Source organism: Deinococcus apachensis DSM 19763 (assembly GCF_000381345.1).
GTDB classification, from domain to species: Bacteria; Deinococcota; Deinococci; order Deinococcales; family Deinococcaceae; genus Deinococcus; species Deinococcus apachensis.
Genome location: NZ_KB906401.1, coordinates 66,627 through 82,881, shown reverse-complemented (window position 1 = coordinate 82,881; position 16,255 = coordinate 66,627). Strand labels below are relative to the sequence as shown.

Genomic DNA, 16,255 nt, shown 5'->3' with positions numbered 1-16,255 from the left:
GGGAGATGAAGGCCGGGTTAAGCTCCCCGGTGTGAAGCGTCTGCTGCCCGCCCTGTTCGGCCTGAGCCTGCTCCTGACCGCCTGTCCCCAGGGGTACAAGCCCGTCGAAGTGGGGATGGACGACCCCCGGGTCTTGCAGGGGCACTGGGAGGGAAGTCTGGACGAGTCGGTGTCCATCGACCGGGCATTTTCGGGGGTGGGCGCGTCTATCTGAGGGAGGGCACTGATATAAACACGGGCTTCGGCCCCCAGTCGTTCCTGCGGGTCATGGACGCTGGCAGTGGCGCTCAACTGGCCCGCCTGCCCCTCCCTGGGGCCGTGGACATCGCGTACCGCTCCGATGCAGGCTGGCCGTGCTCAACCGTGATGGTCTGGATATTTACGACGCGACCAGCCTGCGCCTGGAGTCCAGCCGTCCTCTCACCGGGGACTGGCACCTCAGCCCGAACGGGCGGGTGCTTTATACCCTGCCTGCAGCGGACGGCGGCAGTAAGCGCCTCTCAACTGTGGACGGGACAGCCCTGCCGACCGTGGTGCTGGAGAAGAACCAGATCCTCCTGCGGCGGTCGAGTGACGACCACTGGTGGGTGACCGAAGAGGCGATCATGCAGTCCCGTGATGGCAGGAAACTCGAAGTTCAGGATTTGCACCTGACGCCGAACTGCCCGCACACCTCCTCCCCACTCGTGGGCGTCACGGCGGTGGAAACCCTGCCCGCCGTTAGCGGTGAGCCTGAGCGGCTGCTGCTCGGTTACAACGACGGCTTTGTCGAAGTTCGTAATGCCCAGGGTCACCTGCTGAACACTTTCCGGGCGCCAGGTGAACTGAACTGCTCGTCGATTCAGACCCTGTTGCCCCTCCCGGGTGGGCAGCGCGTCGCCTACCAGCGGGCCTGGGCCTCCCGGGAGATCGGGCTCCTGAATCTCAAGTCGGGAGCCACGGAACTGTTGCCCGAGGCGACCCTGTCCGGCGCTTCCGTCAATGGGAGTCTGCTGACAGAGGAGGGCGTCCTGTACCGCACCTGGTCGTCGGGGAAGATAGGTGACGGGCACCACTTCGTCGGCTGGGAGGCCGGGTCGTGGCGGCTGGCCGTGCAGGACTGTGCCCTCACCCTGGACGTGCGGACCAACCGAACCGGCGAGTGGACGGCCGACGTCACCGGGACCGCTCGCCTGAACGGGCGTTCTCTGGAAGTGCGGGGGACGTTGGACAGCGGCTTTGACGCCAAGCTCAAGCCCCAGGGCCGGATGTTCCTTCCCGAACTGCGGGCGAACCTGACCCTGCTGGACGGCACGCAGGTGGTCGCCAAAGTGCTGGCCTCCGCATCCCTGCTGGAGCCCGGTTCTAGTGAAGCTCCCAGGGCTCCCACCTACGCGGTCTTTCTTCAGGAACAGGCGACCAACTCAACCTTCGGGGGCTGGCTGCGTCGCCCCTAGCCTATCCTCACCCCATGACCGCCCACCTCGACCACCTCGTCGTCGCCGCCCGCACGCTGCCCGAGGGGCGGGCCTGGCTGGAGGGGCGCCTGAACGTGCCCACACAGCCCGGTGGCGAGCACGAGCGGTTCGGCACCCACAACGTCCTGCTGTCCCTCGGCCCCACGGCGTACCTGGAGGTGATCGCGGTGAACCCGCAGGCCCCCGCCCCACGTCGCCCGCGCTGGTTCGGGCTGGACACGCCCGAAATGCAGGAGCGGCTGGAGGACGGCCCGCTGCTCATCCACTGGGTCGCGCGGGTGCCTGACCTGGGTGGCCTGGATCTCGCCCCATTCGGTGAGCCGCTGGACCTCTCCCGCGGCGAGAACCGCTGGATGCTGACGGTGCCGGGGGACAGCTCGCTGCCCGGTGGCGGCGTGCGCCCCAGCCTCATCCGCTGGCACACGCCACCGCCTCCCACCCGCCTCCCCGACGTGGGGGTGCGCCTCCTGACCCTGCGCCTGGGTGCTCCCGACCCTGACGGGTTGCGGGCGGTGCTGAACACATTGAACTTCGTAGGCGAGGTGGAGGTCTACGAGGCGCCGCAGCCCGAACTCCTGGCGATCCTGGAGACGCCGGAGGGACCCGTGACGCTGTGAGGGAGCTGTCGTCCCAGTTCACCCCTGAGGTTCGCGCGATGCTGGACGCCCTGCTGCCTGGAGTGCAGGCCGCGCTGGGTTCTGACCTCGTCGGCGTGTACTTGCGTGGCTCCCTCGCCCTGGGCGACTTCGACCCGGTCACGAGCGACATAGATTTCCTCACCGTGACGGAAAGGCCCGTTACCGAGAACCAGTTTGCCGCCCTGGCCGAGCTGCACTCGGGGCTGGCGACTCTTCTGAACCCCTACGCGCGCCATCTGGAGGGGTCCTACATCGACCGCATGGCCCTGCGCCGCTTCGGTCCGGGTGAGCGGCGCCATCCGTCCATCGGACCGGACTGGACCTTCGGCTGGGCGGATCACGGCGCGGACTGGGTGCTTGAACGCTGGATCGTCAGCGAGCGGGGCGTGACCCTCCTGGGGCCGGACCCGAAGACGCTGATTGAACCCATCACGCCCTCGGAACTCAAGGCCGCCGTGTGGGAGCAACTGTGCTGGTGGGCCGCGTTGCCGGACGCCCCCGACTGGCTCCTGCGCCGCAGCTATCAAGCGTTCGCGGTCGAGACCATGTGCCGCGCGCACTTCACCCTGCGGACGGACGAGCTGCCGAGCAAGCCGCGGGCCGTCGCCTGGGCGCTGGGGGCTCTGCCGGAGGAATGGCGCCTGCTCACCGAACGTTCGCGGCTCTGGCGCGAGGACGAGACGCTGGACCCGAACACGTTGCCGGAGGTCATGCGCTTCGTCCGCTGGGCAGCGCGGGGGGCAGAAACAGTTTCCTGACGGCCCCCAGCCCTTCAAAACCTGGAACGGGGCGAATACGCGCTGACCCCATCCTCCGGCCGGGGCCGCCTGCGGTGCAGCAGCGCCGCCGCGATCAACCCCGCCACGAAGCCGAAGAGGTGCGATTCCCAGGAGATCAGGGGATTGGTGGGCAGCACGCCCCACAGCGCCCCGCCGTACAGGAACAGCGCGACCACGGCGACGGCGATGGCGGCGGGTGTCCGCTCCCACCAGCCTACCCCGAGCAGGTAGGCGAGGTAGCCGAACACGAGTTCCGAGGCTCCCAGGTGCAGGCTGCCCCCGCGCCCCAGCAGCCACACGAGCAGCCCGCCCACCACGACGATCACCAGGGTCGCCACGAGGAAACGGGCCGCCCCGCGCAGCGCACTCATGAAGGCGAGGACGGCGAGCGGCACGGTGTTGGCAAGGAGGTGCCCCAGGCCGCCGTGCAGGAAGGGCGCGCTGAGGATGTGGGAGAGGCTGCCCGGATCGCGCGGCACGATCCCGTACTGATCGAGCGCTCCCCCGAAGGCGAACTGGTCGAGCAGTTCCTGTCCCCAGATCACGCCGACGAGCAGCAGCGCCAGTCCCGCGGCCACCCCGGTGGGGGAACGCCTGCGGGCGGATTGAGGAGGAAGGGTGGGCCGCCGTCTCACCTCCCCAGTCTGCCCCAAAAGGGGAGGGGCCACCGGGAGGGTTCCCCCAGTGGCCCCGGTCCCGGACGCCTTACCCAGCGACCCGGCCCTTCAGCGCCCCCTGCGCCTGCAAGTATTCGGCGATCTGCACCGCGTTCAGCGCCGCCCCCTTGAGGAGCTGGTCGCCCGCCACGAACAGGTCCAGCCCGCCCTCGAACACCAGCGAGGAGCGGATGCGCCCCACCTCCACGTCGTACTTGCCGCTGGCGGTGAGGGGCATGGGGTAGAGCTTGGCTCCGGGGTCGTCGCGCACCTCGACGCCCGCCGCGCGGCGCAGCAGCTCGCGGGCCTCCTCGGGCGTGGCGGGACGCTCCAACTCCAGCGTGATCGCCTCGCTGTGGGTCCGCAGGGTGGGGATGCGGACGGCGGTGCAACTGATCTTCAGCGAGTCGTCGCCCAGGATCTTGCGCGTCTCCCAGACGACTTTCATCTCCTCCTTGGTGTAACCGTTCTCCTGAAAGGCATCGATATGCGGAATCACGTTGAAGGGGATGGGGTGGGCGAAGACCTCCGCTCCCGCCTCGCCGCCGCTGAGGACCACGCGCGTCTGGTCCAGCAACTCCTCGATGCCCTTCTGCCCGGCGCCGCTCGTCGCCTGGTAGGTGGAGACGATCATGCGCCTGACCCCGAACTCGCGGTGCAGGGGCGCGACCGCCACGACCGCGACCGCCGTGGTGCAGTTGGGATTGGCGATGATGCCCTTGTGCCGCAGCGCCGCCTCACCGTTCACCTCGGGCACGACCAGGGGCACGTCGGGCTCGTAGCGGAAGGCGCTGGAGTTGTCGATCACGACCGCGCCGCCCGCCACCCACGCGGGGGCGAGCGCCTTGCTGATCGACCCGCCCGCCGAGGCCAGGATCAGGTCAGCGTCGATGGCGTCCTCCGGCGTGGCCCGCACCGTCAGCTCCTGCCCACTAAAGGGCAGCTTGACTCCCGCCGAGCGCGGGCTGGCGTAAAGCTGCAACTCATCGAATTTCAGCGTGCTGCTCTCCAGCACCCGCAAGAGTTCGTGCCCGACGGCCCCGGTGGCTCCCACAATCGCTACGCGCATTCCCACGCCTCCTTCAAGGTCTACCGAAAAAAGCCGCCGCGCAGGAGTTGCGGGCGGCCTGAACGCGAAGCCGCCCTAGGGGGTGATCGTCAGGGGGCGGCGCATGGGGGCAAGGTACCCGCCGGGGGCCGGGGGGTCAAGGGGCCGGGCTAGGGAAGTCCTTATCTCTTGCGGCGCAGAAACGTGAGCCAGCCCGCGCGCTCAGGCCGCCCCTGGGAGGCGATGTCACTCATCTTGATCTCAGCCTCGGGGTGGGGAGCCATCTCCCAGTTTCCCGAGATGAAGATCATCCCGCCGTAGCGCCCGGCCGCGTACAGGGCGTGGGCGTGCTCCTGCTCCTCGGTGAGGGCGCGGGGGTCGGCCAGGGCTTCGAGCATCGCCTGGAGGCTGTCGTCCTCACAGGTCCAGCACCCCCTCGAGAAGGTGGCTTCTTGACCGTAAATGCGAATCCTGACCGGCATGGACGCTCCCGGGCCGAACGGGCTGACCACCGTCCGGGCTTGTCAGTTGTCTTGACCCGCCCAGCATAGCGCAAGGCGGAAGGAGGCTGGTGCCCGGTTCCACCTTCCTCAGGGCCAGCGCGAGGTCGGGTTCTGGCCGGACTCGCAGAGCCGCACTGTAGGGGAGTCAAAGGCCCCCTTGCGACTCCGCGCTCGCCCTGCCTCACCCCTTCTGGCCCAGCCGCCGCTCGTTCCCGGCCTGGAGGCGCGTGATGTTGTCGCGGTGCTGCCAGATCAGCAGCGCGGCGAGAAAGGCGACGGTCAGGATCAGCCAGCCGGGGCGGGCGAGAGTGGCAGCCAGGGTCACGGCGGTCAGCGCCCCCAGAATGCTCCCCGCGCTCACAAAGCGGGTGAGCCAGATGCAGGCCGCCCCGACAACAAAGGCGCCCCCGCCCACGACCGGGTCCACGGCAACGATCGTGCCGAAGCTGGTCGCCACGCCCTTGCCGCCCCGCCAGCCCAGGAAGGGGCTGAAGTTGTGGCCGAGCACGGCGGCCACCCCGCACAGGGCGCACAGGGCGGGGTCCAGGCCCAGGAGTCGCCCCAGCCATACGGCGAGCGCGCCCTTGAGCATGTCAAAGAGCGCCACGACGAGGGCCGGGCCGCTTCCCAGTGCGCGCAGGACATTGGTGGCGCCGCTGTTGCCGCTGCCCACCTTGCGGATGTCCACGCCGCGTCCCCGCGCCACCCAGGCAGCGGCGGGGATCGAGCCGATCAGGTAGGCGGCGAGCACGGCGAGGGCGGCGAGCAGGATCACGGCCCTGATTGTAGGGGCTGCCGGGCCGCTCCCGACCCGCCCACCTCATGAACTTCCCGTCAGGCGTTGTCACGTCCCGGTAAGAAGAGCGCCGTTAGGGTGGGGGCGTGTCTGTCTCCCGGCCCACCCACGAGTCCGCCCGCCCGGCCGCCCTGGCCCGGGCCGGGGTGCTGGACGCGTCGCCCGAGGAGGCCTTCGACCGCATCACCTGCCTGGCCGCGCGGGTGCTGAACGTCCCCTACGCGGTGCTCACGCTGCGGGACGCGGAGGGGACGTTCACCAAGTCCTGCCACGGCCCGGGGCTGGCCGGGTTGGGCCTGGCGCGCGAGGAGCGGCCCCGCGGCTGGCCCAGCCTCCCGGACGGCCCGCTGCACATTGAGGATCTGGCCGCCGACCCGCGCTTTGCACGCCATCCTCTCTTCAGCCTGGGGTCACGCCTGGGGCTGCGAATGTACGCGGGTGTGCCCCTGGTGACCGGAGACGGCGAGGCGCTGGGCACGCTATGTGTCCTCGACACCCGGGCACGGACGCTGGGTGCCCACGAGCAGAACCTCCTGCACAGTCTCGCCGGGCTCGTACTGGGCGAGCTGGAGCGGCGGGCCCTGCGGCTGGACCTCGCCCGTGCCCGGGAGCAGGAGGCGCTGCTGGGGGATCTCGCCCGGCTGGTTGGCGGGTCCCTGACACCCGAGGAGGCCGCCCGGCAGGCCCTGGGGCGGCTGCACGGCACCCTGTCCCTGGAGGGATCGGCCCTGCTGCGCCGCACCCGGGAGGCTGTGGAGGTGAGCGCCGAGGTGGGGGGACGCGGGGAGACGCTTCGGGCCCTCGGCCCAGGCGGCACCGGGTGGGCCGCCGTGGACCGTGAGGAGCCCCTCTTCCTTGAGGGTGCCTGGAGTGTCGCGCGGGCCTTTCCCGAGCTGGTGGAGGCGGGGCTGGGCGCGCTGGCGTGGCTGCCCCTGCCGGGCGGGGAGGACGCGGCCCACGCCCTGGCCTTCCTGCGGATGGCCGAATCCCCCTGGACCCCGGGGGAGCGCTGGGCACTGGAGGCGGCGGCCCGCGGCGTGGGCGTGGCCCTGGAGCGGGCCGAACACAACCGGCGCCTGGAACGGGCGGCCCTGACCGACCCGCTGACCGGGCTGGGCAACCGCCATGCCTTCGACCGCGCGCTGGAGGACGCTGACGGCCTGCGCGCCCGGGGCGGGGCAGGCTACGTGCTCGCGCTCGTGGACCTCGACGGGATGCGGCGGGTGAACGACGAGTACGGCCGGGCCCGGGGCGACGACCTGCTGCGCGAGTTCGCCCGGCAGCTCCAGTACCCCGACGTGACCGCCTACCGCCTGGGCGGCGACGAGTACGCCCTGCTGCACCTGAGTCCCGGCCTGCCCGAGGCCGCCGCGCAGGCGCTCGTCAACCGGGTGGCGGGGGCGGTGCGCTTTACGCGCAGCCTGGCCTACCCGGTGGGCGCATCCGTGGGGGTCGCCACCGTGCCCGACGACGCGCCGGGGGCGACCGGGGCCCTGCGCGCGGCCTTGAGGCGGATGCATGCCCAGAAACGCTCGCGCCGGGGAGCCGGGCATGGCCGCTGACGCCCCCGGCCCCGCTACCCTGGAACCGATGACCGTCACCCTGCTCGACCACGTCGCCATCGCCACCCCCGACCTCGATATCGGGGCTGCCCCCTACCTCGCCCTGGGCCTGACCCCCGAGGGGCCGGACGAGGAGGTCCCCTCGCAGGGGGTGCGGGTGCGCGCCTTCGTGGTGGGCGAAACCTTGATCGAACTCCTGGCCCCGACCCGGCCCGACAGCCCCATCGCCACCTTCCTGGAGCGGCGGGGGCCGGGCCTGCACCACACCGCCTACCGGGTGGCCGACCTGGAGGCCGAGATGGCGCGGCTGGGGGGGCTTGGGGCCCGTTTCCTCTCGGAGGCGCCGTCGGCGGGGCGGGCGGGCACCCGGGTCGCCTTCCTGCATCCGAAGTGGGGAGAGGGCACCCTGATCGAACTCGTGGAGCATCCGGCGGGGCACGGGGGGCAGGGCCACCGTTGAGCCGCCCCGCCCAACCCCTGTGGTGGCTCCCCACCCTCGCCGTCATGGGGGCGATCTGGTGGCTGAGTTCGCAGCCGCACACGCCCGGACCGACCCTGGTGCATCCGTTCGACTGGCTGGCGCACTTCACCGCCTACCTGATCCTCGGCTTCTGCCTGGGCCGCGCGACGGGGCGCCCCGGGCTGGCGCTCGTGCTCGCCGCGTGGTTCGGGGCGCTCGACGAGGTGCATCAGGCCTTCGTGCCCCCGCGCGAGGCGGGCGGGACCGACTGGCTCTTCGACCTGGCGGGGGCCTGGCTGGGCGCCTTCCTCGCCACCCGTCGCCGGGCGGGGAAGGCGGACGTCGCAGTTCTGTCAGAGGCCCCCCGCTAGCCTGAGGCCCATGACCCGCGCCGCGCCCTCCACCCCCCCCCGTTCCGCTCCCCAGGCGCAGGCGGTGGGACGTGTGCTCGAGGAGCTCGACCGGGTGATCCTGGGTAAACCCATGCAGGTGCGGCTGGCCATCGCCTGCCTGCTCGCCCGCGGGCACCTCCTGATCGAGGACCAGCCCGGCGTGGGCAAGACCACCCTGGCGCACGCCCTTGCCCGCACGCTGGGTCTCTCGTTCCGGCGGGTGCAATTCACCTCCGACCTGCTGCCCGCTGACCTGCTCGGGGTGAGCATCTGGGACGCGCGCGAGGGGGTCTTTCGCTACCACCCCGGCCCGATCTTCTCGGAAGTTCTCCTCGCCGACGAGATCAACCGCGCGACCCCCAAGACGCAGGGCGCTCTGCTGGAAGCGATGGAGGAGCGCACCGTCAGCGAGGGCGGCGTCACCCGGCCCCTCCCCGACCCCTTCTTCGTGATCGCCACCCAGAATCCGGCGGCGTTCGTGGGCACGTTCCCGCTGCCGGAGGCGCAGCTCGACCGCTTTCTCCTCACCGTGACGCTGGGCTACCCCGATCCTCGCGCCGAGCGCACCCTGCTGGAGACGGGCGGTCGGGCTCAGACGGTGCGCGACCTTCCCGCCGTGCTGGACAGCGCCACCCTGCTCGCCGCCCAGCGGGAGGTGGACGCCATCCACGCCGCGCCCCCGCTGCTGGACTACCTCCAGCAACTCGCCCGCGCCACCCGCGACCATCCGGCCCTCGCCGCCGGGCTCAGCCCCCGCGCGCTGCTCGCGCTCCTCGCCCTGAGTCGCGCCTGGGCCTTCCTGGCGGGCCGGGATATGGTGCTTCCCGAGGACGTGCAGGCCGTCTTTCCCGCCCTGAGCGCCCACCGCCTGCCCCCCCGCGACCCCGGGGTGCGGGTGAGCGACGTGACCGCGCGAATTCTGGCCGAGACCCCGATTCCATGAGGCGCTGAGTGGTGGCGAAGAGGGAAACGGCCCCTCGTCGGCCAGAGTCTGCCCCCTCCCTGCGGCCCACCCGGCTGGGGCTCGTCTTCCTGGGCCTGATCCTGGTGACGCTGGTGGGCTGCATCAACTACGGGCTGAGCCTGGGCTACGGGGTGACCTTCCTGCTGGGCGGCGTCTGGGTGGCGACGGCGGCGCACGCGACCCGGGCGGGGCGGGCGCTGGGGGCCACGCTGGAACCCCCGGCCGAGGTGGTGGCCGGGTCGGACGCGGTTTTTATGGTGCGGGTGTCCAGCAGCGGCCCCGCCTGCACGGCGGTGGTGCGGGCCGGGCCAGGGCGGCGGGCGGCTTCGGTCCCCGTCCTGGTTCCAGCGGGGGAGACGGTGACGGTCCCGCTCCCCATTCCGGCCCCTGTCCGCGGGCTCCTCACACTCGCCCGTCCCGGCGTGGCTGCCCTCGATCCCCTGGGGCTGTGGGAGGCAGGGCGCCCCCTCCCGGCCCCCGACCCGCTGACCGTCTTCCCGGCCCCCGAGGTGAACGCGCCTCCCCCGCCTCCCCGCCCGATTTCCAGCGCGGGGGAGGGTGCGGGGCGCACGCGCGGCGACGACGAGTTTAGCGGCCTGCGCGCGTACGTCCCCGGTGACTCTCCCCGGCAGGTCTCATGGCGGCACGCGGCCCGTATGGGAACGCTGCTCACCCGGGAGACGGACGCGCCTGCCGGAACGGCGCTCGCCCTCGACTGGGCGGAGACGGCGGCCCTGCCCGGCACTGAGGCGCGGCTCTCCCGGCTGGCGGCGTGGGTGAACGCGGCGCGGCGTTCGGGCACGCCCTTTCGCCTGACGCTGCCGGGTGTGACGCTCCTTGTCGGGGCGGGGGAGGCGCACGCGCGGGCGGCCCTGACCGCGCTGGCCCGGCATGAACCGCTGCCCGTTCCGTCCGCCCCGGCAAAGAAAGCCGTCCCACGTCCCCCCCTCCCCGGCGCCCCGCTGCGCTTCACCCTATTCGCGCTGGCGGTCGCGCTCGCCCCCACCGCGCTCAGGCAGCCCGTATGGTTGACCGCCCTGGTCGCGGGCCTGCTGGGTTACAGCGCCGCACGGACCCTGCGCCGTCTCCCCGCGCCGCCCACCCTGCTCCTCGGGTTGACGGCGGGGTTGGGGATCGCCCTGCTGAACGCCGAGTACGGCACCCTGCTGGGCCGCGAGGCGGGCACGGCGCTGCTGGGCCTGCTCGTCGCCCTTAAGGCGGCCGAGACGCGCACCCGGCGGGACGGGCGGCTGCTCGCGCTCCTGGGCGTGTTTGTGACCCTCACGCACTTCTTCTTCGGACAGGGACTACTCTCGGCGGCGCACGCAGCCCTCAGCGTGCTGCTGCTGCTCGCCGCGCTGGGGGGTTGGACGGGGGGAAAGGGGTCGTTGCGGGCGGCGGGCGTCCTCGCCCTTCAGGCTGCCCCGCTCGCCGCGCTGCTGTTCCTGCTGTTCCCCCGGCCCGACGGCCCCCTGTGGCAGCTCCCCGTGCAGGACCGCGCCCGCACCGGCCTGGCCGACCAGATCACGGCGGGCGAGTTCGGCGACCTCGCGCAGAGCCGGGCGGTCGCCTTCCGGGCCGATTTTGAGGGGTCCGTCCCCCCCCCCTGGGACCTCTACTGGCGCGGCCCCGTGTACGAGGGGTACGACGGCCTGCGCTGGACCCAGGTGCGTGCCCGCGTCCCCTCGCCCAGCGTGGCGTTCTCCGGTCCCCCCCTGAGCTACACCCTGACCCTGGAACCCGGCGGCAAGCCGTGGCTGCTTGCGCTGGACACCCCGACCCGCCTGCCGCCCGGCGCGTTCCTGACGGACGCCTTCCAGGCCGTCACCCCCCAGCCCGCCACGGGCCGCACCCGTTACACCTTCGAGAGCCGCCGCGCCCAGTTGGGGGTGCGCGAGAGCGTGGAGCGCCTGAACTTCGACCTGCGGCTGCCGGTGGGGGAGAGCCCCCGGGCGCGGGCCCTCGCTGCCTCGTGGCGCACCCATGAACCAGGCGAGCGGGTGGGGGCGGCGCTGGAGCTGCTTCGGAAAGGGGACTTCCGCTACACCCTCTCGCCCCCGGCGCTGCCCGAGCGCAACCGGGTGGACGCCTTTCTCTTCGGCACTCGGCAGGGGTTTTGCGAACACTACGCCTCGGCCTTCGCCTTTCTGATGCGCGCGGCGGGGCTGCCCGCCCGGATCGTCGGCGGTTACCTGGGCGGCGAGCCCAACCCTGACGGCGGCTACCTGATCGTGCGCCAGCAGGACGCGCACGCCTGGACGGAGGTGTGGCTGCCGGGCCAGGGCTGGGTGCGGGTGGACCCCACCGCCGCCGTCGCGCCCGCCCGGGTGAACGCTGACCTGCCCACAGCCCTGCGGCAGCCCGCTGCTCTGGCCGCCCCCTCACCCAGGGGCCTGGACCGCGTCGCCCTGCGCCTCGATGCCCTCCAGAACCGCTGGAACACCTGGGTCGCGGGGTACGGCGGCGATCAGCAGCGCGCCCTGCTGGGCCGCCTGGGCGTGGGAAGCGTCGGCAGCCCCCTCTACCTCGCGCTGGGTGGGGGGTTGCTCGCCCTGGGATTGCTGCCTGCTCTGTTCGCGGCCCGGGTGCGCTCCCGCCCCGCCGACCCGGCCGCCCGATTGCTCGACGACCTGACCCACCGCCTGCGTCTGCCCCGCAGTCCCGGTGAGACCCCCACCGCGTACGGCCAGCGGGCAGCCCTGAGGTTTCCCGACCAGGCGTCAGCAATCACGCAGGCGGTGCGGGCCTATCATGCCGCGCGATATGCGCCTGACCGTGATGCGGCAACTCTCCGGAACCTGCGGGCGGCAGTGCGCCGGGTGCGGGGGCGGTGAGTGGACATGCGGAGGACGCGGCTTCCGGGCCTCTTGCCGCTTCGCCTCGCCACGCCGTTGATCGCCCGCGCGAGGTAGCAGGCGGAGGAACAGGCATTCCGGGTTCTGAAGGTTCCTGTGATTGAGTGCGTATCGCTGGGCAGGGCGCAAAAGCTTTGTCACACTGAGCGAAGGCGAAGCATCCCTACGCCAGATCCTTCGCGTTGCTCAGGGTGACCTGCTTGGTAAGCCCTGCACAGGGCGAAGCGGCGTCAGGACCAGGCGCGGATAGAGAGGGTACCCTCCCCCTATGGCCTGGCACTGGCACTTTCCCCCGACTCGCCCAGCAGGGCCACCCGCTCCTCCGGCGTCAGGGCGGCCATCACGCGGCGCAGCACCACGTCCACCGCCTGATCCGCACTCTCGTCCAGCGTCATCCCGTCGAGGAGGGGCACCCCCTCCCGCCGCGCGAGGTCCTCCAGAAACTCCTGCATCAGGCGGATTTCCCCGAAGTAGCGCATGTAGCGGTGCAGCGGACGGCTGGCCGCCGTCTCGTGGTCGCGCGTCTCGAAGTGGCGGCGGTGTTCGGCCTCGTCGGGCAGGGTGACGAGCATGGGCACGACCAGGGCCCCCGCGTAGTCCGACGCCCGCAGGTAGCCGGGCACGAGGTGGACCCCCTCCAGCACCAGGCTGGTCCCCTCCTCGACCGAGCGGCGCACGACCGCCCCCACCCCCACGTTGACCTGCCCCACCTGATCGCGGAAGCCCGCCAGAAGTTCGGCGCGGGTGGGCTTTTCCGGGCGAGGCTCGCCGGGGGGCAGCAGCGCCTCCCAGGCGTTGAAGGTGCTCGCGTGCAGCCCCGGCACGAGTTCGGGCGAGACCATCGCGCGCATGACCTGCCGGATCGAGTCGGTGCCGATCACCCGGGTGATCCCCAGGCGGTAGGCGACCTCGGCGGCCAGGTAGCTCTTGCCCGTGCCGCTCACGCCACCCAGCAGCACGACCAGGGGCCGGGGCGGGCGGCGGATCACCCGCAGCAGGCGGTAGCGCGCACTCACGTCCGGGCCCACCTCGTCGCGGAGCAGGGCCTCCACCTTCTCGCGGATCGCCTGCCGGGTCACCAGGCGGTCCTCGCTGCCGCGCAGGTCGCGCTGGGTCACGCGCGCCACCTTGCGGGCCACGTCGGGGGCCACCCCCGCCGCCAGCAGCGACTGCACCAGCAGGCCCTTGCTGAAGGGGGTAGGGCTCCCGCCATCCTCGCCCACCACGCCCAGCTTGCCGCGGTTGCGTTGCAGGAAGCGGTAGGTCAGGCGCTGGTGTTCCCCGTAGCGCCCCGCCAGCGTCTCCTCGGTGAGCGCGTCGAGGTCGCGCACGCTGATCTCGCGCCGCCCCGATTGCCGCAGCCGTACGTCCACCTCGCTCGCCGTGCCGTAAGCGTCCCGCGGCGAGAGGCCGGTGTCCTCCAGCGTGCGGGCCAGCACGCCCCGGCTGAAGGGCAGCGTGCCCTTTTTCGCCGTCACCAGGATGTCCACGAAGGCCGGGGTCTGCCGGGCGGCTTTGTTCGCCACCTCATCCCCCGCCACGTCCTGCGCGACCTCCACCATCAGGGCCTGGAGTTCGGCCGGACTGATCGGCGACCGCCGCGCGTTGCGGAGCCCCTGCTCCACCCGCCGCGCCACCGCCGCCGCCACCGGCCCGCTCGCCCCCGCGTTCACCAGCGACTCCACCACCAGCCCCCGGCTGAAGGGCCAGTGGTGCTTGGGGGTGCCGACGGTGAGTTCGGGCTGGGTCAAGGTCAGGGGCCTCCGCGGTCCGGGCAGGAACCGGCGGGCATTCTAGGGGCCCGGAAGGGAACGGTTTGGAATGCCTGGCCGGAAGGTCAGGACGCCCGCAGCCGGGTTCAGGTCGTGCGCGGCGTTCCCTCGCGCCGCAGCGCCCCCTCCAGCAGCAGGTTCAGGGCGAGCCTCGTCTCCTCCTGCAACGTGCGGTCCGTTCCATACGCGCTCCAGCGCAAGGCGACCATCAGGTACGTATCCGCGATCAGGTTGCTGATGCGCTGGAGGCTGAGGTCACTGCGAATCTGCCCCGCCTGGTGCAGAGGCCGCAGGATCAGCTCGATCACCTTGCTCAGCGGCAGGGCCTGATAGGCGGTGCGGGCCCGCTCCGGGTTGGGGTTCATCACCTCGTAGGCGAGCGGCGGGAAGAGGTCGCGCTCTCGCCCGCTCTCAGTGGCGAGTTCGTCCCAGACCTCGTACAGCACGGTCAGCGGGGGCACACCCTCCTTCAGCCGGGCTTCTGCCCTGTCGCGCAGGCGGTCCATCACCTCGCTGCCGTAGTCGAGGAGCACCGCCTCCTTGTAGGGGTAGTAGTTGAAAAAGGTGCCGCGCGAGACGTTGCTGGCCCGGGCGATGTCGGTCGCGGTGGTCGCCTGGAAGCCGCCCCGCTTGAACAGGTCCAGGGCCACGCTGTAAATTCGCGCGCGGCGGCGTTCCTTCTGGCGCTCCCGGAGCGACGACGAGTCCATAGTCCTCCAGATATAGCGCCTGCAGTTCAAAATTGCACCCCGTCAAACCTAGGGGAGAGGCGGGGCATTCGTCCCGAGGCCCCAACCCCAAAGCCGGGTTAGGGAAAAGGCCATCCGTTCCCGCCCGGCGGCCCCGATGCTGGCCCCATGAAACCCATCACTCCCCGGGCCCACGGCGGCCTCGACTACGCCTCCTGCGCTGCGATGCTGGCCGCCCCGTCGTTGCTGAACCTGAGCCCCGGCGCCCGGACGCTGTCCTACCTGTTCGCCGGGTCGTACCTGATGGTCAGCGCCCTGACCGACTACCCGCTGGCGATCCGCCGGATGATCCCCTTTCCCCTCCACGGCAAGATCGAACTGGCGACCGTCCCCGCCCTGCTGCTCGTCGCCGCCCTCCAGAAGGAGACGCGCGACCGGGCCTACTTCCTGGGCCTGGCGGGGACGGTCGCCGGGGCCTACACCCTGACCGACTGGGAGGCCAACCCCGACGCCTGAAGAGGAGGTGACCGGACACCAGACCGCTCTGGTGCCGCGACCTCCGCAAAAGACGCCGGAAGTTTCGCCGTCGCCGCAATCCGGTATGAAGCGCACCACAGCGAGGAGACCTTAGATTCGGGCATCCCTTCCCGGTGGCTGGCCGCTCTCCCTACGGCTCGAAGCTGTCCTGGAAGGCGTAGCGGTCGCCGCGCACCCAGTAGTTCACGTAGGACACCCGCCGCGCCCCGCTGTACGTCGTGCGCCGCAGCAGGAAGGACGCCGTGCCGATGGGCACCCTCAGCAGGTCCGCCTCCTCCTGGCGCAGGTTCACCGCCTCCAGGTTCTGCTCCACGCGCGTCAGGGGCACTCCCATGCCCACCATCACCTCATGGATGCTCTCGGTGCCCAGGTTGTGGTCGAGCAGGGTGGGCACGAGCGCCGCGTTGATGTAGCGTTTCTCGATCACCAGCGCCTCGTCGCCCGCCGTCCGCAGGCGGTGGATAAAGATCACCGGGTCGCCGGGCTGAAGCTGAAGCACCAGGGCGATCTCGGGCGTCGCGTCGATCTGCATGGCGCGCAGCACGGCGGTGCGGTGATCCGGGTGCCGCGCCCACTCCTTGAAGGGCCGCACCCGGAACATCCCCTGCCGGAAGCGCTTGCCGGTGGGAAAGGTGCCTGCCCCCTGCACCCGGTAGACGTAGCCCTCACGTTCCAGCTCGTCGATGGCGCGGCGGGCGGTCATGCGCGAGACCTCGAATTCGCGGGCCAGTTGCGGTTCACTGGGGAGGGGCAGCCCTTCCGGGTAGTGCCCGCCCAGCAGGCGGTCTTTCAGCGTCGTTTTGATGAGCGGGTACTTCGCCATGCATCCCCCCGGCCCCATTGGCGCGGGGGCCTTTGGAAGCTCATCTTAGAGTTTGTGTCCGAGGTACACAAGGCTGCCCCGTCTGTTATGGGGGTGGGACAATAGGGGGCCTTCTCCGTCTGCCGCAAGAAGAGGGTCGGGGAGAGGGGTGGCAAGCGGACGCTGGCCCTGCCGAATTGGCGTAAAGAGGAGTGCTTGGACATCCCGGGTGGCCTATGGACGCGGTGCCCGCTCACCCCCACCCAGCCCAAGGGGGAGGGGCTAAAAACCACGTTGCAAAGGGAGGTTCTAAACCTTCAGGCAGATACGTCACCAAAACCGGCC

At 71.4% G+C, this 16,255-nt stretch carries 17 protein-coding genes; 10 read left to right on the top strand and 7 right to left on the bottom strand.

Translation table 11 applies throughout. The features are described 5' to 3' along the window. Positions 1-31 precede the first annotated feature (31 nt). The 4 genes from F784_RS0108760 to F784_RS0108745 all read left to right on the top strand — a co-directional run bounded on the left by F784_RS0108760 (position 32) and on the right by F784_RS0108745 (position 2,853). Entirely contained in the window at positions 32-214 is a 183-nt protein-coding gene (locus F784_RS0108760) for a putative periplasmic lipoprotein (protein WP_019586354.1), read from the top strand. 139 nt (positions 215-353) lie between these two features. Further along, positions 354-1,436: a hypothetical protein gene (locus F784_RS0108755; protein WP_019586353.1), complete on the top strand. Its 1,083-nt coding sequence runs from the start codon at positions 354-356 to the stop codon at positions 1,434-1,436. A gap of 14 nt (positions 1,437-1,450) precedes the next feature. Beyond that, complete coding sequence (locus tag F784_RS0108750; RefSeq protein WP_019586352.1) at positions 1,451-2,074, top strand: VOC family protein; 624 nt, start codon at positions 1,451-1,453, stop codon at positions 2,072-2,074. Further along, complete coding sequence (locus tag F784_RS0108745; protein WP_157465137.1) at positions 2,071-2,853, top strand: aminoglycoside adenylyltransferase domain-containing protein; 783 nt, start codon at positions 2,071-2,073, stop codon at positions 2,851-2,853. The genes F784_RS0108750 and F784_RS0108745 overlap by 4 nt, the downstream gene beginning before the upstream one ends. 14 nt (positions 2,854-2,867) lie before the next feature. On the opposite strand, the gene F784_RS22710 is transcribed toward F784_RS0108745, so the two are convergent. From F784_RS22710 to plsY, 4 genes are all read right to left on the bottom strand, one after another. Continuing rightward, positions 2,868-3,509: a rhomboid family intramembrane serine protease gene (locus F784_RS22710; protein ID WP_040382853.1), complete on the bottom strand. Its 642-nt coding sequence runs from the start codon at positions 3,507-3,509 to the stop codon at positions 2,868-2,870. 70 nt (positions 3,510-3,579) lie between these two features. Further along, positions 3,580-4,599 (bottom strand): aspartate-semialdehyde dehydrogenase, encoded by a 1,020-nt coding sequence (locus F784_RS0108735; RefSeq protein ID WP_019586349.1) that lies wholly within the window; start codon positions 4,597-4,599, stop codon positions 3,580-3,582. Positions 4,600-4,760: 161 nt separating this feature from the next. Continuing rightward, positions 4,761-4,976 (bottom strand): hypothetical protein, encoded by a 216-nt coding sequence (locus F784_RS0108730; protein WP_245557797.1) that lies wholly within the window; start codon positions 4,974-4,976, stop codon positions 4,761-4,763. A 286-nt stretch (positions 4,977-5,262) separates the two neighbouring features. After that, a complete protein-coding gene (gene plsY / locus F784_RS0108725; RefSeq protein ID WP_019586347.1) occupies positions 5,263-5,856 on the bottom strand; it encodes a glycerol-3-phosphate 1-O-acyltransferase PlsY in 594 nt (197 codons plus the stop codon). A gap of 107 nt (positions 5,857-5,963) precedes the next feature. On the opposite strand from plsY, the gene F784_RS24495 reads away from it, so the two are divergent. The 5 genes from F784_RS24495 to F784_RS0108700 are packed head-to-tail and all read left to right on the top strand — an operon-like array spanning position 5,964 to position 12,089. After that, on the top strand, positions 5,964-7,439 hold the full coding sequence (locus F784_RS24495) for a sensor domain-containing diguanylate cyclase (RefSeq protein ID WP_019586346.1): 1,476 nt from the start codon (positions 5,964-5,966) through the stop codon (positions 7,437-7,439). Between the two features lie 28 nt (positions 7,440-7,467). Further along, positions 7,468-7,899, top strand: a complete 432-nt coding sequence (locus F784_RS0108715) for a VOC family protein (protein ID WP_040382847.1) — start codon at positions 7,468-7,470, stop codon at positions 7,897-7,899. Beyond that, positions 7,896-8,270, top strand: coding sequence for a VanZ family protein (locus tag F784_RS0108710; protein ID WP_019586344.1), 375 nt, complete (start codon positions 7,896-7,898; stop codon positions 8,268-8,270). The genes F784_RS0108715 and F784_RS0108710 overlap by 4 nt, the downstream gene beginning before the upstream one ends. A gap of 10 nt (positions 8,271-8,280) precedes the next feature. Continuing rightward, positions 8,281-9,234 carry an AAA family ATPase gene (locus F784_RS0108705; RefSeq protein WP_019586343.1) on the top strand — a complete coding sequence of 318 codons (954 nt, stop codon included), beginning with the start codon at positions 8,281-8,283 and terminating at the stop codon, positions 9,232-9,234. 11 nt (positions 9,235-9,245) lie between these two features. Then, on the top strand, positions 9,246-12,089 hold the full coding sequence (locus tag F784_RS0108700; RefSeq protein WP_245557796.1) for a transglutaminaseTgpA domain-containing protein: 2,844 nt from the start codon (positions 9,246-9,248) through the stop codon (positions 12,087-12,089). A gap of 287 nt (positions 12,090-12,376) precedes the next feature. Here the strand turns inward: F784_RS0108700 and F784_RS0108695 are convergent, their stop codons facing one another. Together F784_RS0108695 and F784_RS0108690 are read right to left on the bottom strand one after the other, a co-directional pair. After that, positions 12,377-13,861, bottom strand: a complete 1,485-nt coding sequence (locus F784_RS0108695; protein WP_019586341.1) for an ATP cone domain-containing protein — start codon at positions 13,859-13,861, stop codon at positions 12,377-12,379. Between the two features lie 107 nt (positions 13,862-13,968). Beyond that, on the bottom strand, positions 13,969-14,592 hold the full coding sequence (locus F784_RS0108690; RefSeq protein WP_019586340.1) for a TetR/AcrR family transcriptional regulator: 624 nt from the start codon (positions 14,590-14,592) through the stop codon (positions 13,969-13,971). A 147-nt stretch (positions 14,593-14,739) separates the two neighbouring features. Between F784_RS0108690 and F784_RS0108685 the strand changes: the two genes are divergently transcribed. Then, positions 14,740-15,087 carry a hypothetical protein gene (locus tag F784_RS0108685; RefSeq protein WP_019586339.1) on the top strand — a complete coding sequence of 116 codons (348 nt, stop codon included), beginning with the start codon at positions 14,740-14,742 and terminating at the stop codon, positions 15,085-15,087. A gap of 151 nt (positions 15,088-15,238) precedes the next feature. Here F784_RS0108685 and F784_RS0108680 read toward each other — a convergent pair whose 3' ends face one another. Continuing rightward, positions 15,239-15,931, bottom strand: a complete 693-nt coding sequence (locus tag F784_RS0108680) for a GntR family transcriptional regulator (RefSeq protein ID WP_019586338.1) — start codon at positions 15,929-15,931, stop codon at positions 15,239-15,241. Positions 15,932-16,255 lie beyond the last annotated feature (324 nt).